Source organism: Faecalibacterium taiwanense, assembly GCF_036632915.2.
GTDB classification, from domain to species: Bacteria; Bacillota; Clostridia; order Oscillospirales; family Ruminococcaceae; genus Faecalibacterium; species Faecalibacterium taiwanense.
On sequence record NZ_CP155552.1, the window covers coordinates 873,010 to 888,435 of the forward strand.

The following is a 15,426-nucleotide window of genomic DNA, read 5'->3' on the forward strand; positions in this document are numbered from 1 at the left end:
CTGTCCGATACGTCACGGCGTACCGCTGATGTGGCTGATGCTCTCGCACCGGCAACAGGAACGTATTCGATGACTGTGTATTCAGTTTTCAAGGATCAAGCAGCCGATTTTCTTTGGCTGTATCTAAATTGTACCTGTTCCTCATGCAAGTTTTTATTGCCTCGTAGGTATAGTTTTGAGGTTATTCACGACCTAAAAATATGTAATCAAGGGTTGTATCAAAGCGCACGACCAATTCGATTGCCAAATCAATAGAGATGCCTCTGTTGCCGGTTTCAATTCGTGCAATGGTGTTTGCGGCAACGCCCAACTGCTCCGCAAGCTGTTCCTGTGTAAGCCCATGTTTCTTTCTCAATGCTTTAATTCTTTTTCCGCTTTCAACCAAGTCGTAATACATTTTCGTTCCTCCGTGTTTTTGAATTTGTGAAGTTGCAAAATCAAAAACGGAGGGAGGAGATCGTGACTGGTTCTCAATGCCCTTTGCCATCTGCCTGTCCTCCTTGCAGGCATAAAAAAAGAGCCGGAGTACATTACTCCAAGCTCTCGTTCATGCCTTTGTGTTAATAATGAAGGAAGATAGGCTGGTATAAAAAAAGCCCCGTACCCATTACAGGCACGAGGCGTAACTCTCTCTATTCAATTTTATGCCGCTATCTCCCAGCATAGCCATTCTAACACTGGACAAGTCGGACTTTCAGTATGGAAACCGTCGTATTTTCATCGGATTTTAGTCGGACTAAAATCCTGTCTTAGCACTCACAATAACACAATGCTTCTTCCTCCCTGGCACTTTCCAGGAAATCTTTCAATTTAGGAATGGCTGTTCCCCAAAGTGACAGACCAAATAACAGTATCGCTTCTTTCTTTCGGTCATAATAGCTGCTGCGTTCCATATTCAGAACCTCCAGCATTTCTGATTCTTTGTACTTGAAGCGATTGAGATATGCCTTTGAGATAATCTCACAGTACAGAGCGCCTTTATCCGGATATTCTCTGATTTTCAGCATCGCCATATCTACCAGTTCAATGATCCACTTTGTCTCGAATAAGCTTCGAATACGTTCTTCAAATCGTTCTCTCGCTTCATCCGGAGCAAAGTTCTCCAGATAAATCAATGCTCCATCTAAGCTGTCACCGTAAGTACAAATAAGGGTATCACATACATCATTCGCACGATCAATAGTAGACCAGCACACCTCTCGATATATGGATAAAATCAGCTTTGCTCTTTCATACAGAACCTTTTCGTCAATGTTCTGCATCCGGCAAAGCATTCGAATATTGCTTAATACCTGTGTATTATATCTGCTCATTCAGAATCTCCTTTCAGCCTAATCCATAAAATAAGAATTCCTTTCTAACTCCTGTCACTTGGCTAAAGGGAAACAAATACCATGGGACAAGAATGACTATAACTTCCGATATTTGATTAAAATAACAGAAGCAAAATCGGAAGTTCTTGACTTTATAAAAGTTCCGATATATAATTAAGTGGAACTAATACTTCTGTTCTGATTCTCATTATAGCATTTTCCAGAAGTTTGTCAACAAATAATCGGAAGTTACGAATAAATATTTTTTGAAAGGAAGGACAGTACCATGACATTTGGAGAAAAAATTAAAGAAGCTCGTTTGGCTATGAACCTATCTCAAACGGAGCTTGCCCAGATGACCGGCATTTCCGAAAGATCCCTTTACACCTATGAGCAGCTCGGAACACTCCCCAGAAAAAGCAACATCAGAAAACTTGCTGAAGCGCTGCATATCTCTGTGTCCTATCTTTTGGATGAATCTGAAACGGACAGCCAGAGCCATATAGATCAGGATATGTTTATTTTAGAGGCAAAGGAAAACTTCGGTTCAAAGGGAGCAAAAGAAGCTCAGGAAGTGCTGGGTCGTGTAAATTCTCTGTTTGCCGGTGGAGAATTGGACGAGGACGCAAAAGATGTATTCTTCCAGGCGATTATGTCAGTTTATATGGACTCTAAGAAAACAGCACGGGAAAAGTACACTCCGAAGAAATACAGAAAGCATAAAGATAAAGAGTAAAATCCTCAAGCACAGAATATGTTTTCTGTGTGCGATTCGGAGGTGAAGCAAATGAAAACGGCAGAGCATATCATTGAAACTGTCGATAAGCTTGTGCGAAAATATCACACCAGAGACCCTTACGAACTATGTCAGCTGTTAGGTATCAAAATCCACTATTACGATTTACAGAAGAAATTGAAGGGCTTCTTCTATTACCAGTCCAGACAGAAGAATATCGTGATAGATCACAATGTGAACGGCATCCTGGAACGTATCTTAGTCGCACATGAATTAGGACACGCTGTCCTGCATACAAAAATCGCCATGATGCACGGCTTTCAAGAAATGGAAGTTTTTGATGATAGATCAATCGAAGAAAATGAAGCAAACTTCTTTGCGGCGGAGCTTCTGTTAGAAGATGGGGAAGTTCTGGAATGCCTTTCGGAACACACATTTTTTGAAACGGCTAAAATGCTCTATGTACCGGCAGCATTATTAGACTACAAATTCAGCCTGCTCCACGAAAAAGGAGAGCTGGTAAATTCGATGTATATTCGTAAAGCAGATTTCCTGAAAGAAGATCTTCATGCCTACGATAACGACATTAGTTATGGCGATATATGAATATCTATTTTTATATCTTTACAGAAAAAGTCCACCAGTACGATGCGCAGTGCATCATGACTGGTGGACTTTTTGTTTCTTAAAGGATCAGTATATTGTATTGCAAAAAAGAAACCCACAGCAGTTCACTCAGAACCGTCAATGGGCTTCTTTTTCATTATATCAATCAAGCTCCGCTTTTTTTATCATCTCTTGCTGGTCAATCAAGACATCAATCATCTTTCCTACGGTTATCAATGTTGTTACATTACACTTTTTCAGTTTTGCAGCAATCTCATCATCGATGATGCTGTCGCATTTTGCATATGGGGTATCCAGCAAAAAATAGTCAAAGTTCTTTTCCAAGACGAATGCCAGTTTTAGAAGCATTGCCAAAGAAACTTTCGTCTGTCCAACTTCAACATGGCTCATATGATTGTTCGAGCAACCAACCAACGCACCCAAGTCTGCTTGGCTGTATCCCTTCTCCTGGCGAGCAGCTTTAATGCGCTGACCGATTTTTATATAGTCAACTTCCGGTTGCATTTCAATCACCTCCATGCTGTGTATGATTCTGCTATACATTATAAAATGTACCAAAAATCTCAACAACCAACATTGGGTGCAAGTTGCATTTATAAATGCAATATGATAAAATTTTATAGGCAGATTGCATTAAATGATAGAATGAAAAGAACCCCAAGACGACAATATGAGCTATCTTGAGGTTCTTTAAAATAAAAAATTCGTAGAGTACATTACTCCACGAAAAAACACCGCCAAACACTGAAAACTCAGCATTATTTGACGGTGTTGACAATTTATTTGACGGCTAATAAATCAGAAAGCCGTTGCATATTTTCTCTTTTTAAATCCATGGATGGGTGTACATAGCGATTCATTGTAATATTCACGCTGGCATGACCCAATATCTCGCTGAGACTTTTTACATCGAATCCAAGCTCTATGCACCTTGTAGCAAATGTATGACGTAACGAGTGATAATTTGCGGAGTTGATTCCGCTGTTTTTCAATACCTTCTTGAAATGATTTTGCATGGTTCTTGGTTCTAATGGATTCTGATCGCTATTGGTTAGAATGTAGCCAGTAGAAGAAGCTTTGTGTGCTGTAAGAATAGTCATTAAGCCATGGGGTACTGGAATAGTACGGATGGAGCAAGCACTTTTGGGTGTGGTAACAACAATCCTTGTCTTGCATTCACTGTTGGTTCTATCTTGGATTCTCTGGAGCGTTTGATGCACATGGATTGTGTAATCTGAGAATGAAACATCTTCCCATCGCAACGCACAAATTTCACCTACTCTGAGACCAGTGAATAAACATACTAATATACCAATATTGCAGGAATCAAGATTAGAATACAAGTATTGGCATAATTTTTCCTGTTCAGCACGACTCAAAACTCTCATTTCCTTCGTTTGACGTTTTATCTGTATAGATCGTGCGTCACAAGAAATGGCTTTCCCGTTTCGGGTGGCAAATTGTAAGATATTTCGAATTAGAGATAAAATATCTGAAACAGTTTTAGAGGAAAGTCCATTCTCCTTTAATCCACCAGAAACAAGGAAAAAATTACACTGCGTTTCAATAAACTCGTGTGTTATATCACGCAATTGTTTGCTTCCGAACACAGGAAGTATATACGAGTTGAGAAGATTCCTATATTTGTTGCTTGTAGATTCTTTCACTTTAGGACATATAGCTTGAAACCATTCCATAGCAACCTGTTCAAATTGATCTGAGCTAATTTCTGGATCGACAGTGACAGAATTACTCGTGCACGAACTTTGACTGATAAGTTTTGCTTTGACTTCTCGATATGATTTTGCATAAACATAACCGTAATTGGCTTTGCCTGTAGAAGATCGGGACTTAATGTATCTTCCTTCCCATCTGCCGTCTTTCCTTTTGTAAATATTTTCTCCTTTTCGTGCCATAAGGTACACCTCCTTCAATATGACTATAATTCTGACGGCAAATTGTGACTTTGGAACTTCCTAAGACGGATTTTTGCGCAAAACCTCGTGTTTTATGTCCCTAACATATTGACAAACAGTGCGACAACTTGTAAAATAGAGATGTAAATTAAAAAAAACAGAGAAGAATGCGATTCGTGGAGTAATGTACTCTACGAAAGAGTATACCCAGGAGGAGATTTATTGATTCAATTTGTAGGGCGAGATGCTTATAAGCAGTTTTGGAATTTTAGTAAAGATGAGAAAGAGAACTTGGCCACTCAATTGGCGATTGAGTTACCCGCACTCAGAGGAAAAGTTGGTGCATCACAAGAAGAAATTGCTTCGGCTGTTGGTATTTCACGACAAACTTATAGTGCCTACAAAAATCGGACACGCCCAATTCCATGGAGTTTATATCTAGCACTATTGTTTTATTTTGATTACATTCCAAGTACACATTATATGATTCGCCAGCTTGAATTATTCCCAAATGAATTAGACGAATGTTGGTTAGCTGGTAGAGTTTTTATTGAGGAAGAAAAATGAGCGAATATTCACAGCAAATAAAAAGGGATATTACATGAACAAAAATATAAAATATTCTCAAAACTTTTTAACGAGTGAAAAAGTACTCAACCAAATAATAAAACAATTGAATTTAAAAGAAACCGATACCGTTTACGAAATTGGAACAGGTAAAGGGCATTTAACGACGAAACTGGCTAAAATAAGTAAACAGGTAACGTCTATTGAATTAGACAGTCATCTATTCAACTTATCGTCAGAAAAATTAAAACTGAATACTCGTGTCACTTTAATTCACCAAGATATTCTACAGTTTCAATTCCCTAACAAACAGAGGTATAAAATTGTTGGGAGTATTCCTTACCATTTAAGCACACAAATTATTAAAAAAGTGGTTTTTGAAAGCCATGCGTCTGACATCTATCTGATTGTTGAAGAAGGATTCTACAAGCGTACCTTGGATATTCACCGAACACTAGGGTTGCTCTTGCACACTCAAGTCTCGATTCAGCAATTGCTTAAGCTGCCAGCGGAATGCTTTCATCCTAAACCAAAAGTAAACAGTGTCTTAATAAAACTTACCCGCCATACCACAGATGTTCCAGATAAATATTGGAAGCTATATACGTACTTTGTTTCAAAATGGGTCAATCGAGAATATCGTCAACTGTTTACTAAAAATCAGTTTCATCAAGCAATGAAACACGCCAAAGTAAACAATTTAAGTACCGTTACTTATGAGCAAGTATTGTCTATTTTTAATAGTTATCTATTATTTAACGGGAGGAAATAATTAAACTATGTTTTGAACCATGAATTAAATAAAAATGACTCTCAATTATTGGAAGTCAATTTATTAAACCAATTAAAGCTTGCAAAACGTGTAAATCTTTTTGATTATTCTTTAGAAGAATTACAAGCCGTTCATGAGTATTGGCGGTCAATGAATCGTTACTCAAAACAAGTTTTGAATAAAGAGAAAGTGGCTTAATATGGCAAATATAGTCAATTTTACTGACAAACAGTTTGAGAATCGCTTAAATGATAATTTAGAAGAATTGGTTCAAGTAAAAAAGCGGTTGAATCGCCAACCGCTTTTTTACTTGGTGGGCAATCAGGGTCAGGGAAAACCAGTTTGCGAAGAAGATGATTGAGCAGGCAGGAACAAAGTGATAAATTCAAATTGTGAGGGAAAATACAGATGAATCAAGGAAGAATTATTGTGATTACAGGCTCACCGGGGACAGGAAAAACAACAACTGCGTCAATTGTCGCAAAGGAATCAGATATGGATAAATCAGTGCATATGCACACCGATGACTTTTTCATTACTTAAGCAAAGGCGCAATACCACCACATTTGCCAGAATCCAACAAGCAAAATCTGGTTGTCATTGAAGCCTTTTTAGAAGCTGCAAAGCGATATGCTCGTGGCGGATATGATGTAATTGTAGATGGGATTGTCGGGCCATGGTTTTTGGAGCCATGGAAAGCTCTTGCCCAAGAAGATTACGAGGTACACTATATTGTATTAAGAGCGAGTAAAAAAGAAACTATGAAGCGAGCTGTGGAACGCTCAAAATTAGATAGAAAAACAAATATTGAATTAGTGGAAACAATGTGGGAGCAATTTTCCGGTTTGGGGATATATGAATCAAATGTCATAGACACAACTACATTCACAATTAAAGATACGGTTTCCGCAATAAAAGAAAGAGTTGCATGTGGGACGTCTTTACTATCTTAGACATTCCCATTTGTCAGGAAGATAGCAAAGCCAGCCGAGCCAGTCAACGGTCAAGATGAACGGCGCATTTCATGCGCCGCCGTTGACAGTCACGCCCGTCTTTGCTAAAAAGTAATCAAGGCTGGAAAGCCCTAAAATGGCTTCCCGCCCATTTCAATTTTTAGAAAAGAAACGCTCCAAAATCAGAAAGAGAGCGTCCAAGCACTTTGAGGGATTGGCCGCCTTGTCCACCCATTCAGCGGGACAGCGGGCGGAGGTCAAGGCCGGGTGTAAACCCGTTCATTTCAGCTTAGAAACCCTTCATAAAACGGGCTTATTTAGCGATATAAGGCTTTATAATAGAGAAGGAGTGAAACTTCTATTCAAGTTTAGAAACGCCTTCCATTAGTCCGAAAGAGACCTTAGAAAGAGAATTAAATCGTAAAGTATCAGGGAAAGAAATTCAACCGACTTTGGAGAGAATAGAGCAAAAAATGGTTCAAAATCAACACCAAGAAACCCCTGAATTTAAAGCAATTCAACAAAAATTGGAAAGCTTGCAGCTACCTACACCACCAATACCCAAAACACCTAAACTTCCAGGACTTTAAACCTTAAAAAGGAAAAGAGTAGTTACCAAAAAACGGTAACTACTCTTTTGAATGAAAAATATAATTGTCGCTTGATCGAGAAACTTTATCGCATTATGGACGAGGTGAACCAAGACAGGAAAGATTGCGATTAAATAAGAAGGAGAAAATATAATTATGTCCAAGTATAAAAAAATGAAACAGCTCATAGCGGATATGCGCTTACCTGAGTATCGTTATAAGCAACTGCTTGATGCTGTGTTCCTACAAGGAATTATGCGTTTTGAAGATATGAAGTTGCTTCCAAAAACGCTGCGCGAAAAGTTGGTGGAGCAGTTTGGTGAAACTGTTGTGGAGATCAAGGCGATCCATCATGAGAAATCAATGCAAACTGACAAGGTGCTGTTTGAACTGTCGGACGGAAACCGTGTGGAAACGGTGGGTCTGTTTTATAAAGAGGGCTGGAACTCCTTTTGCATTTCATCTCAAAGCGGTTGCGGCTTCGGTTGTAAGTTTTGCGCAACAGGGACTTTGGGATTACGCAGAAACTTGACTGTGGATGAAATTACCGACCAAATCCTATATTTTATGCAACAAGGATGCAGTATCAACAGTATCTCTTTTATGGGAATGGGAGAGCCGTTCGCTAATCCACAAGTTTTTGAAGCCCTGCATGATCTGACCGCCCCGGAACTGTTCGGGCTGTCCCAGCGACGCATCACCATTTCGACTATCGGTATCGTGCCGGGTATTCAAAAATTGACAAGAGAATATCCGCAAGTCAATCTGGCCTATTCCCTCCACGCACCTACTGACCGTCTGAGGGAAACGCTCATGCCAATAACTAAAACATACCCCCTTGGTCAGGTACTGGATACATTAGATCAGCACATTCGGCAAACAAATCGCAAGGTGTTTTTGGCATACATCATGCTAAAGGATGTCAATGACAGCGACAGACACGCAGAGCAACTTACCAAGTTGTTATTCAAACACAAAAAGTATTTGCCACTATACCATTTAGATTTAATCCCATACAATCAAACGACAGTTACGGAAACTATGGTGCCCTCAAGCCACACACGAATAAAGGCCTTTTGCCGTATCATTCATAATGCAGGAATTAGCGTCAATATCCGAACGCAATTTGGCTCCGATATTAACGCTGCTTGTGGCCAGTTGGCGGGGGCCTACCGTGACGATCAAAAACAAGGAGAGAGAACAATGTCCGCTATACAAGAACAGTCTTTTGAATGGCTCTTGTGTCCTGTGTGCAAGAGCAAAACACGACTTAAAATCCGAAAGGACACGATACTTGACAATTTCCCACTCTTTTGTCCCAAATGCAAAAGTGAAATGCTTATCTGTGTCAAACAATTTCATATATCTATTATCAAAGAGCCAGACGCACAGACGCAGAGCCGATAATCCGTAGCCCTTGGGTGCGAGTTATCGGCTCTTTTGTTTTTGGGGCGGGTATCAATCAAAGTTACCGCCTTATACGATGACTTTAGGAGGAACACGGCGGTTTCCATGGAGGGATCGTCGTGTTCATTTTGCTTTTTCACACTACCCGTGATTTTCACCTGCTAAAAAAAGCGTAGTTCTCCCTCCGGGATCGTCCGATCATGAACATGAAATATTCCAGTACATATATGTAAATAAAAACTCGTGCGTCCGCATAGCGTCATGCTGTGCGGGCGTTTTTATATATTCTTACCTTGGGACAAGTTGTCCCAAAGCTGGCAGCCCCGGCTGTCGATCCCCGCCCCTCTCCGTTCAGAACGCCATCCACCCAGCTATCTGAACGGAGGAAAATATAATGGCTATCATCAATTTGAAAGAGTTTTACCCGTGGTACACCCACGATGAATATATCGAAGTTTCCGATGAAGTGGCCGCCGAACTGCGGGCGGACAAGCTGTACGAGGCTGCCCACCAGCGGCGGATCGTCCGCAACAAAGCGCAGTATTCCCTCGATTGCAATGATGGGATCGAATACTCTGCCTGTCTGCACGAGCCGACCCCGCAGGAGCTGTTGGAACGCATGGATCAGTTCTGCACTCTCTGGAACGCTCTCAACACCCTGCCGGAGATCCAAGGCCGCCGAGTGGATGCCTGTGTTATCCTCGGCAAGAGCTATTGCGAGGTTGCCAAGGCCGAGGGCGTAAATGAAAGTGCTGTGCGGCGTTCCGTAGAGCGTGGTTTGAAGCAGATGAAAAAACATCTTAAAGACACTCTGTAAGCCAGTCCGAATTGATGTGTTTGCTGTCCTTGGTATATAGAGAGGATTGATCCTCTCGACAACTGAATAGCGGCGGCTCCCGGCTTTGCCGGGGAGCCGAGCGGTGGGTACGCTGTGACTTCTCCCACGGGAGGACGAGCGATCCATACCAACACCGCAAGTGGGGCATCGCCACCCCCACGGCCACGATCCGGCGTGGACAGGCTGGCCGCCTGTCCCGACCGGCCGCCGCACCCCAGCGGGAGCGTCATGTCGAGTATCGCTGTCTTATGACGGGCCAAGGAAATGAGCGTGGCGCTCCCAAAATCTTTATCAAGGAGGAAAACCTATTATGAGTTGCGATCCTGTATTGGCGGCTATGCTGGCCCGGCCGTGGAACAACAATGCCTGCCGGGGCTATGTCATCTACGCTATGGAAAACTGTGGCTTTTCTCCCACGGACATCCGGCGTGTGGTGGCAGAACTCCACGAGGTTTTTGACTTCTGCGGGCTGGAGGAGGCCCAGCAGCACTTTGAGAACGGCCCCTATTGACCTTGGGACAACCTGTCCCAAGGTGGAGCAAGGCAAGAGGGCGGCACCGCCGAGGTGCCGCCTTTCTGCGTTTCCCCACGGGACAAGGGGAACTGTCGGTCATTGTTTCTCGCTGCGCCGAAAGGAGGCCCACATGGAAGTTCCCGTACCAACCAAGGAGGAATACACTTATCAAGTCGGAAAAATCCAATTTATTGTCACGCCCGTCTACAAGGACAAAGGCGAGTCTATGCGTGACATTCTCTTGAAACTGATGTTGGCTGATTTGGAGCCAGCTTAACTTTTCATCCACATCCTTAACACGGGCGGTCAACGGAGGTATAATATAAATAGGATAAAACCTCTTGTTTGACTGCTGGAAGGAGGATATTTTGAAACAGTCAAGCAAGAAAACCGCCCTCGGCACAGCCGCCCTTTACTGCCGACTGAGCCGTGATGATAATATGGACAACGAGTCCAACAGCATCAGCAATCAGAAAAAGATACTGCAAAAAGCCGCCAAGGACAAGGGCTATACGGACACCATCTTTTTCGTGGATGACGGTATCACCGGCACCACCATGAAGCGCCCCGGCTTTCAGAAAATGATCGCCGCAATCGAGGCCGGGTATATCTCGGCGGTGTTCGTCAAAGACCTGTCCCGGCTGGGCCGCAACTACATTGAGGTGGGTAAGCTCACCGAGGAGTTTTTCCCGCTTCATGATGTGCGGCTGGTGGCCGTGTCCGATGGCGTGGACAGCGACGAGGGCGAGGATGACTTCACCCCGTTCAAAAACATAATGAATGAGTACTACGCCAAGGACATCTCCAAGAAGCGCCGGATCGTCAATAAGATGAAAGGCAACGCCGGGATTCCGCTGTCCCCACCGCCCTATGGCTATATCAAAAACCCGGACGATCCCCGGTTTTGGGTGGTCGATCCCGTGGCCGCCGATGTGGTGCGCCGTATCTACCGCATGGCGCTGGAGGGTACGGGCTGGCCGAAACTGCCGCCGCTCTCGGCGCTGATGGTATCGTCAACCCCACCTACTACTGGCGCAGCAAGGGTACAAGCCGGGGCGGTTCCAAAAGTACCTTGGAGCCTACCAAGTGGGGCCATACCACGATCAAGAAAATCCTTACCACGCAGGAGTATTGCGGCGATGTCATCAACTTCAAAAGCTACTCCAAATCCTACAAGATGAAGCGCCGGATCGAAAACCCGGAGGAAAACCGGGCGATCTTCCTCAATGTTCACGAGGCTATTATTGATCGGCCCACTTGGGAAAAGGTACAGGCGCTGAAGGCCGGAACCCGGCGCAAGCGCCCCACCGTCACCCAAGAGCCAAGCGCCTTTTCCGGCGTGATGAAGTGTCCCGAGTGCGGCGGCAATCTGAACTTCCACTTTAATCAGAACAACCACGACATCAAGTTTTTCAGTTGCCAAAACCATAATTCGGGGCTGCGTAAATGCTCGTCCACCCACTATATTCGGCTGGACTTCTTGGAGCAGGTCGTTCTCTACGAGGTGCATCGGCTGGCCTGTTTCGCCAACGAGTACGAAAACGACTTTATCAAAGCGATGGTGGGCCGCTCGGCAAAGGTAGCCGAAAATGAGCGGGTACGCAAAAAGCGGGAGCTGGATGGGCTGCTGGCCCGTGACCGGGAGTTGGACACACTCTTTGAGCGGCTGTATGAGGACAATGTTTCCGGCAAGATCGACGATGCCCGGTTTGCGAAAATGGCAAAGCGCTATGAGCAGGAGCAGGGCGAGAACGCCGGACGCATCAAGGCCCTGCGGCTGGAAGTGAAAAAGCTGGAAGAAAAGCGGATGGATGTAGATGACTTCTTGGAAACGGTACGCCACTACACCAACGCCGCCAAGATCACCAAACGAATGGTAGCCGAGCTGATTGACCACATCGAGGTCTATCCTGCGGTCAAGGAGGACGGTGTAACCAACCAGCGGGTGACGATCCACTACAACTGTATCGGGGCCTTTGAGGTGCCGGATCGCCGCAAAATCCCCGAGCGGGACATCCTGCTGGAAACGAGAAAAGGCGTAGCATTAAGCTACGCCCCGGCGGTGTAAAGGTGGTGTGGGATATGAGAGTTTTCATTTACTGCCGTGTGGCCCGTGACGATACCTTTGCATTGGAACACCAGCGGTTCTTGCTCCAGCTTTACGCAAAGCGGGCGGGATATACCATTATCGGCGCTGCGGACGAATACGGCAGCGGGTTGACCCTTGACCGTCCGGGCATGGGAAAGGTCACACAGGCCGTTCTCGCTGGCGAGGTGGATGTGGTGTTAGTCCATAGTCTGACCCGGATAGGCCGGGAATGGGGGATGACCCAAAGCTATATCGACCAGCTCACCCGGCACAAGGTCAAGCTCCTTTGTATCAAAGAACGCTGCTTGTTCAGCGAAAAAGGCGTGATCCATTTTTGAGCATAAAAATGGACGTTATGCTGAAATGTGGAAACATTATACAGAGGCGATTGATTTGAAAGTTCAAACAAAGGTGGTGCAGTAAAATGAAAAAATTAAAAGAAATATTATTTTTTTTATAAAAACCTTTCCTCATGTTTGAAAAGCTGATCGAGAAATAAAGCACACAACGGTATTCTTTCTTTTTCAGTTGGTACATTTTGCAGTCTGTAACGTGTCATTTACTGTTTGTTACCTTAACATATCCAGTCGAAAACACAAGGGTATATAAACGAGCAAGCTCGCCCTTGTGTTTTCTTTGTGTCTATGTTGCGTTCTCGTCACAGCAAACGACACGAACACACTGGCGAAAATGAACCAACAAAACGAAAAAAGAAAGGAGCGTATACTTCACAGACGGTGTTAAGGATACTTACCAGATGAAACCGTACATTGCACCGACCGCTGCTGAGTTGGAACAATTTCTTTCCTCTCTAAATTAAATCTTGCCGAAGCAGTGATGTGTCAGACTTTCCTGACACATCGCCGCTTTGCACTTCACAAAATCCGCTGCCAGGAGGTGATGAAATGAGTATGGTAAATGCTGACTCCGTTCAGCTATTCGCAATGCTGAAAAAAATGCAGGATTCCATTTCCTCCATCGAAACTACCAAAAAATCTGTAAAGATGAAATATGAACAGTTAGGTGCTGGATGGCAAGATAAAAAATACAACGAGTTGGGCGTGGTTGTAAGAGACTGCAACAAGGCTCTCAATGACATATTGGTAATTATGCTTCAAGCAGAAAAATATGTGGCTTTACTCGCCAAGAGCCTTAGTGAATACGAAAGTGTTCAACTAGGATCTACAAATGGAATATCTGCAAGCACACCTCAGACCAGTAGTTTTGCTGTTACACCATCAAGTGCAGATACAACCACCTTTGAGTCAAATACCTTTGGTTCTAATCTTGCATTTGTTCAAGACAGACTATCAGCTGAACGATATTTTTCCCGTGGAAATCACTATGAAGAATATCGAGATTATTGGGAGAACGGGAACTATACCTTTTCTCGAAATGAAAATCCAGAACTCGTATACGTTAGAGCAAGGGATATTGAAGGAGTTTATCTCAGTGACCGAGAACTTGGGAACCCGGAAGGATTTTGGACACGGAATGGTCGAGAGGGATGGTCGAGAGAAAACATTCTAAGGCGAGCTTCGCACATCCAAGATGTTCGTCAAAATACTGAGTCAGGAATGTCTTTGGATGAGCTTTCACAAAACCCAGTGTTAGATGATACCATTCGTAGCTATTACAATAATCCTGTCCAGGTTGCGCAGGTAGGTTCTTATTATGTATTTCAGAGTGATGGGCGACATCGAACACTTGCAGCTCAATCGCTTGATACATATATCCCGGTTTTAGTAACAGGTAGCTACACTCGAAATGATTAACAAATGAGGAGGTGAGTGTTTGAGCAACGTAAATGCTGATGCAACTCAATTACTGACAATACTGAAAAATATGCGGACCTCCATTTCTTCTATCGAAACTACAAGAAGTTCTGTGAAGATGAAATATCAGCAATTGGGAATTGGATGGAATGACAAGAAGTACGATGAGCTGGGAACTATCGTAAAAGATTGCAACAAAGCCCTGAATGATATTTTACAGATTATGCTTCAGGCCGAAAAATACGTTGCTTCACTTGCCAAAAGTGTACAAGAATATGATAATGTTAATTTGGACACTCCTTCTGCACGAAATTCTTTCCTCCAGGGTCTGCAAACACCTAATGTTGGTAATTCGTCTTATCAGTATTGCCTTGGCGTGCTAACCCAAGGTAGCACACCAGACGGATATATCGCTGTTATATCACAACGCCATGAAAATGCAGAGCAGAATGTCAGAGAAGTGTTTGACCATTTCGCTGGTAAACTGATGATACAAGATTCTGAATATCCACCGGATCAGACAGCACATTACTCACCGGGAAATTATATAGGGCATTCACGAGGAGTCTACTACAATGCAGCTTCTGATATGACAAATCCAAGAGGTGCAGGAACAACTTATTTCCACGAGCTTGCTCACATGATCGACCATGCTTCGTGCAACTATCGGAGCAATCTATCCAATACTCCAGAATTTGCTGAGGCACTGGTTGAGGACGGACAAAGAATCCTGAGCTTATATAACAATCTTCCAGTGGAAAAGCAAACTGCTTTTCTGACCCGTATTAGGCAGGATTCAGCTCACTCCTTCTCGGACTTAATTGATGCGACAACAAATGGTCAATTGCACGGAAATTATGGTCACTCAAGGAACTATTGGACGAGACCGGGCAATCTACAAGCAGAAGCCTTTGCCCACTTTTTTGAAGCGTCTATGGGAGACCAAGGCAAATTAGAGCTATTAGCAAATTTCTTTCCTACAGCGTTTGGTATTTTTTCTTCAATGATTGATTCTATTAGACCAGATAATCATGTTAGGGTCTTGAGCAGAGAAAGGTAGGTGCATACAATGGACAAAAACAAGAGCGTTGCAGATTTTATGAATAGCTTCCTTAATACACCTGAACCGAAAATTGATAATGAGTATTATGAAATCGAAGAACAGTATTTTCGGCAATTCGGTCATGGTGTCCCAAGGGAAATGTTGCCTGATAGCATTTCAACGGAACAAATTAAACAAGCCATGAAAAAATGCATTCTTTCCAAAAAGGATAATCTCTTTGAACTATTAGGCATCATTATCAACGATAATTATTTATATTAAGAAAA

17 protein-coding genes and 5 pseudogenes are annotated in these 15,426 nt (G+C 43.2%); 18 read left to right on the forward strand and 4 right to left on the reverse strand.

The features are described from left to right. Positions 1-181: 181 nt before the first annotated feature. Together PXT33_RS04310 and PXT33_RS04315 are read right to left on the reverse strand one after the other, a co-directional pair. On the reverse strand, positions 182-487 hold the full coding sequence (locus PXT33_RS04310; RefSeq protein WP_181966891.1) for a helix-turn-helix transcriptional regulator: 306 nt from the start codon (positions 485-487) through the stop codon (positions 182-184). Positions 488-749: 262 nt separating this feature from the next. Further along, the gene (locus tag PXT33_RS04315; protein WP_110437430.1) at positions 750-1,313 is read right to left on the reverse strand and encodes a hypothetical protein; all 564 of its coding nucleotides are present in this window, start codon (positions 1,311-1,313) and stop codon (positions 750-752) included. A 286-nt stretch (positions 1,314-1,599) separates the two neighbouring features. Between PXT33_RS04315 and PXT33_RS04320 the strand changes: the two genes are divergently transcribed. Next, positions 1,600-2,049, forward strand: a complete 450-nt coding sequence (locus PXT33_RS04320) for a helix-turn-helix domain-containing protein (RefSeq protein ID WP_002304411.1) — start codon at positions 1,600-1,602, stop codon at positions 2,047-2,049. A 51-nt stretch (positions 2,050-2,100) separates the two neighbouring features. Then, positions 2,101-2,655 carry an ImmA/IrrE family metallo-endopeptidase gene (locus PXT33_RS04325; protein WP_110437429.1) on the forward strand — a complete coding sequence of 185 codons (555 nt, stop codon included), beginning with the start codon at positions 2,101-2,103 and terminating at the stop codon, positions 2,653-2,655. Positions 2,656-2,817: 162 nt separating this feature from the next. Here PXT33_RS04325 and PXT33_RS04330 read toward each other — a convergent pair whose 3' ends face one another. Then, the gene (locus PXT33_RS04330) at positions 2,818-3,195 is read right to left on the reverse strand and encodes a helix-turn-helix domain-containing protein (protein ID WP_110437428.1); all 378 of its coding nucleotides are present in this window, start codon (positions 3,193-3,195) and stop codon (positions 2,818-2,820) included. A gap of 260 nt (positions 3,196-3,455) precedes the next feature. Continuing rightward, positions 3,456-4,592: a site-specific integrase gene (locus PXT33_RS04335; RefSeq protein WP_346352495.1), complete on the reverse strand. Its 1,137-nt coding sequence runs from the start codon at positions 4,590-4,592 to the stop codon at positions 3,456-3,458. Between the two features lie 222 nt (positions 4,593-4,814). On the opposite strand from PXT33_RS04335, the gene PXT33_RS04340 reads away from it, so the two are divergent. The 16 genes and pseudogenes from PXT33_RS04340 to PXT33_RS04415 all read left to right on the forward strand — a co-directional run bounded on the left by PXT33_RS04340 (position 4,815) and on the right by PXT33_RS04415 (position 15,421). Then, entirely contained in the window at positions 4,815-5,159 is a 345-nt protein-coding gene (locus PXT33_RS04340; RefSeq protein WP_332376004.1) for a helix-turn-helix transcriptional regulator, read from the forward strand. 34 nt (positions 5,160-5,193) lie between these two features. Continuing rightward, the gene (gene erm(B), locus PXT33_RS04345) at positions 5,194-5,931 is read left to right on the forward strand and encodes a 23S rRNA (adenine(2058)-N(6))-methyltransferase Erm(B) (protein ID WP_002292226.1); all 738 of its coding nucleotides are present in this window, start codon (positions 5,194-5,196) and stop codon (positions 5,929-5,931) included. Next, positions 5,932-6,129 (forward strand): annotated as a pseudogene (locus PXT33_RS04350) (antitoxin); the annotation flags it as partial. Position 6,130: 1 nt separating this feature from the next. Then, positions 6,131-6,279: pseudogene (locus PXT33_RS04355) on the forward strand (zeta toxin family protein); the annotation flags it as partial. A 60-nt stretch (positions 6,280-6,339) separates the two neighbouring features. Further along, positions 6,340-6,884 (forward strand): annotated as a pseudogene (locus PXT33_RS04360) (AAA family ATPase). Positions 6,885-7,170: 286 nt separating this feature from the next. Further along, positions 7,171-7,474, forward strand: a pseudogene (locus PXT33_RS04365) (toxin zeta); the annotation flags it as partial. A 156-nt stretch (positions 7,475-7,630) separates the two neighbouring features. Continuing rightward, complete coding sequence (locus PXT33_RS04370; RefSeq protein WP_002578771.1) at positions 7,631-8,881, forward strand: Cfr family 23S rRNA (adenine(2503)-C(8))-methyltransferase; 1,251 nt, start codon at positions 7,631-7,633, stop codon at positions 8,879-8,881. A 394-nt stretch (positions 8,882-9,275) separates the two neighbouring features. Then, positions 9,276-9,698 (forward strand): RNA polymerase sigma factor, encoded by a 423-nt coding sequence (locus tag PXT33_RS04375; protein WP_009896537.1) that lies wholly within the window; start codon positions 9,276-9,278, stop codon positions 9,696-9,698. 331 nt (positions 9,699-10,029) lie between these two features. After that, a complete protein-coding gene (locus PXT33_RS04380) occupies positions 10,030-10,230 on the forward strand; it encodes a hypothetical protein (protein ID WP_009896535.1) in 201 nt (66 codons plus the stop codon). A gap of 133 nt (positions 10,231-10,363) precedes the next feature. Continuing rightward, complete coding sequence (locus tag PXT33_RS04385) at positions 10,364-10,510, forward strand: hypothetical protein (protein WP_009896533.1); 147 nt, start codon at positions 10,364-10,366, stop codon at positions 10,508-10,510. Positions 10,511-10,673: 163 nt separating this feature from the next. Further along, positions 10,674-10,988: pseudogene (locus PXT33_RS04390) on the forward strand (recombinase family protein); the annotation flags it as partial. Between the two features lie 149 nt (positions 10,989-11,137). Further along, the gene (locus PXT33_RS04395) at positions 11,138-12,301 is read left to right on the forward strand and encodes a DUF4368 domain-containing protein (protein ID WP_347070481.1); all 1,164 of its coding nucleotides are present in this window, start codon (positions 11,138-11,140) and stop codon (positions 12,299-12,301) included. 14 nt (positions 12,302-12,315) lie between these two features. Further along, complete coding sequence (locus tag PXT33_RS04400) at positions 12,316-12,660, forward strand: recombinase family protein (protein WP_009896530.1); 345 nt, start codon at positions 12,316-12,318, stop codon at positions 12,658-12,660. A 567-nt stretch (positions 12,661-13,227) separates the two neighbouring features. Beyond that, positions 13,228-14,097 carry a hypothetical protein gene (locus PXT33_RS04405; protein WP_002578944.1) on the forward strand — a complete coding sequence of 290 codons (870 nt, stop codon included), beginning with the start codon at positions 13,228-13,230 and terminating at the stop codon, positions 14,095-14,097. 19 nt (positions 14,098-14,116) lie between these two features. Further along, positions 14,117-15,157, forward strand: a complete 1,041-nt coding sequence (locus PXT33_RS04410) for a hypothetical protein (RefSeq protein ID WP_002304399.1) — start codon at positions 14,117-14,119, stop codon at positions 15,155-15,157. Positions 15,158-15,166: 9 nt separating this feature from the next. Beyond that, on the forward strand, positions 15,167-15,421 hold the full coding sequence (locus PXT33_RS04415) for a hypothetical protein (RefSeq protein WP_002588965.1): 255 nt from the start codon (positions 15,167-15,169) through the stop codon (positions 15,419-15,421). Positions 15,422-15,426: the final 5 nt, after the last annotated feature.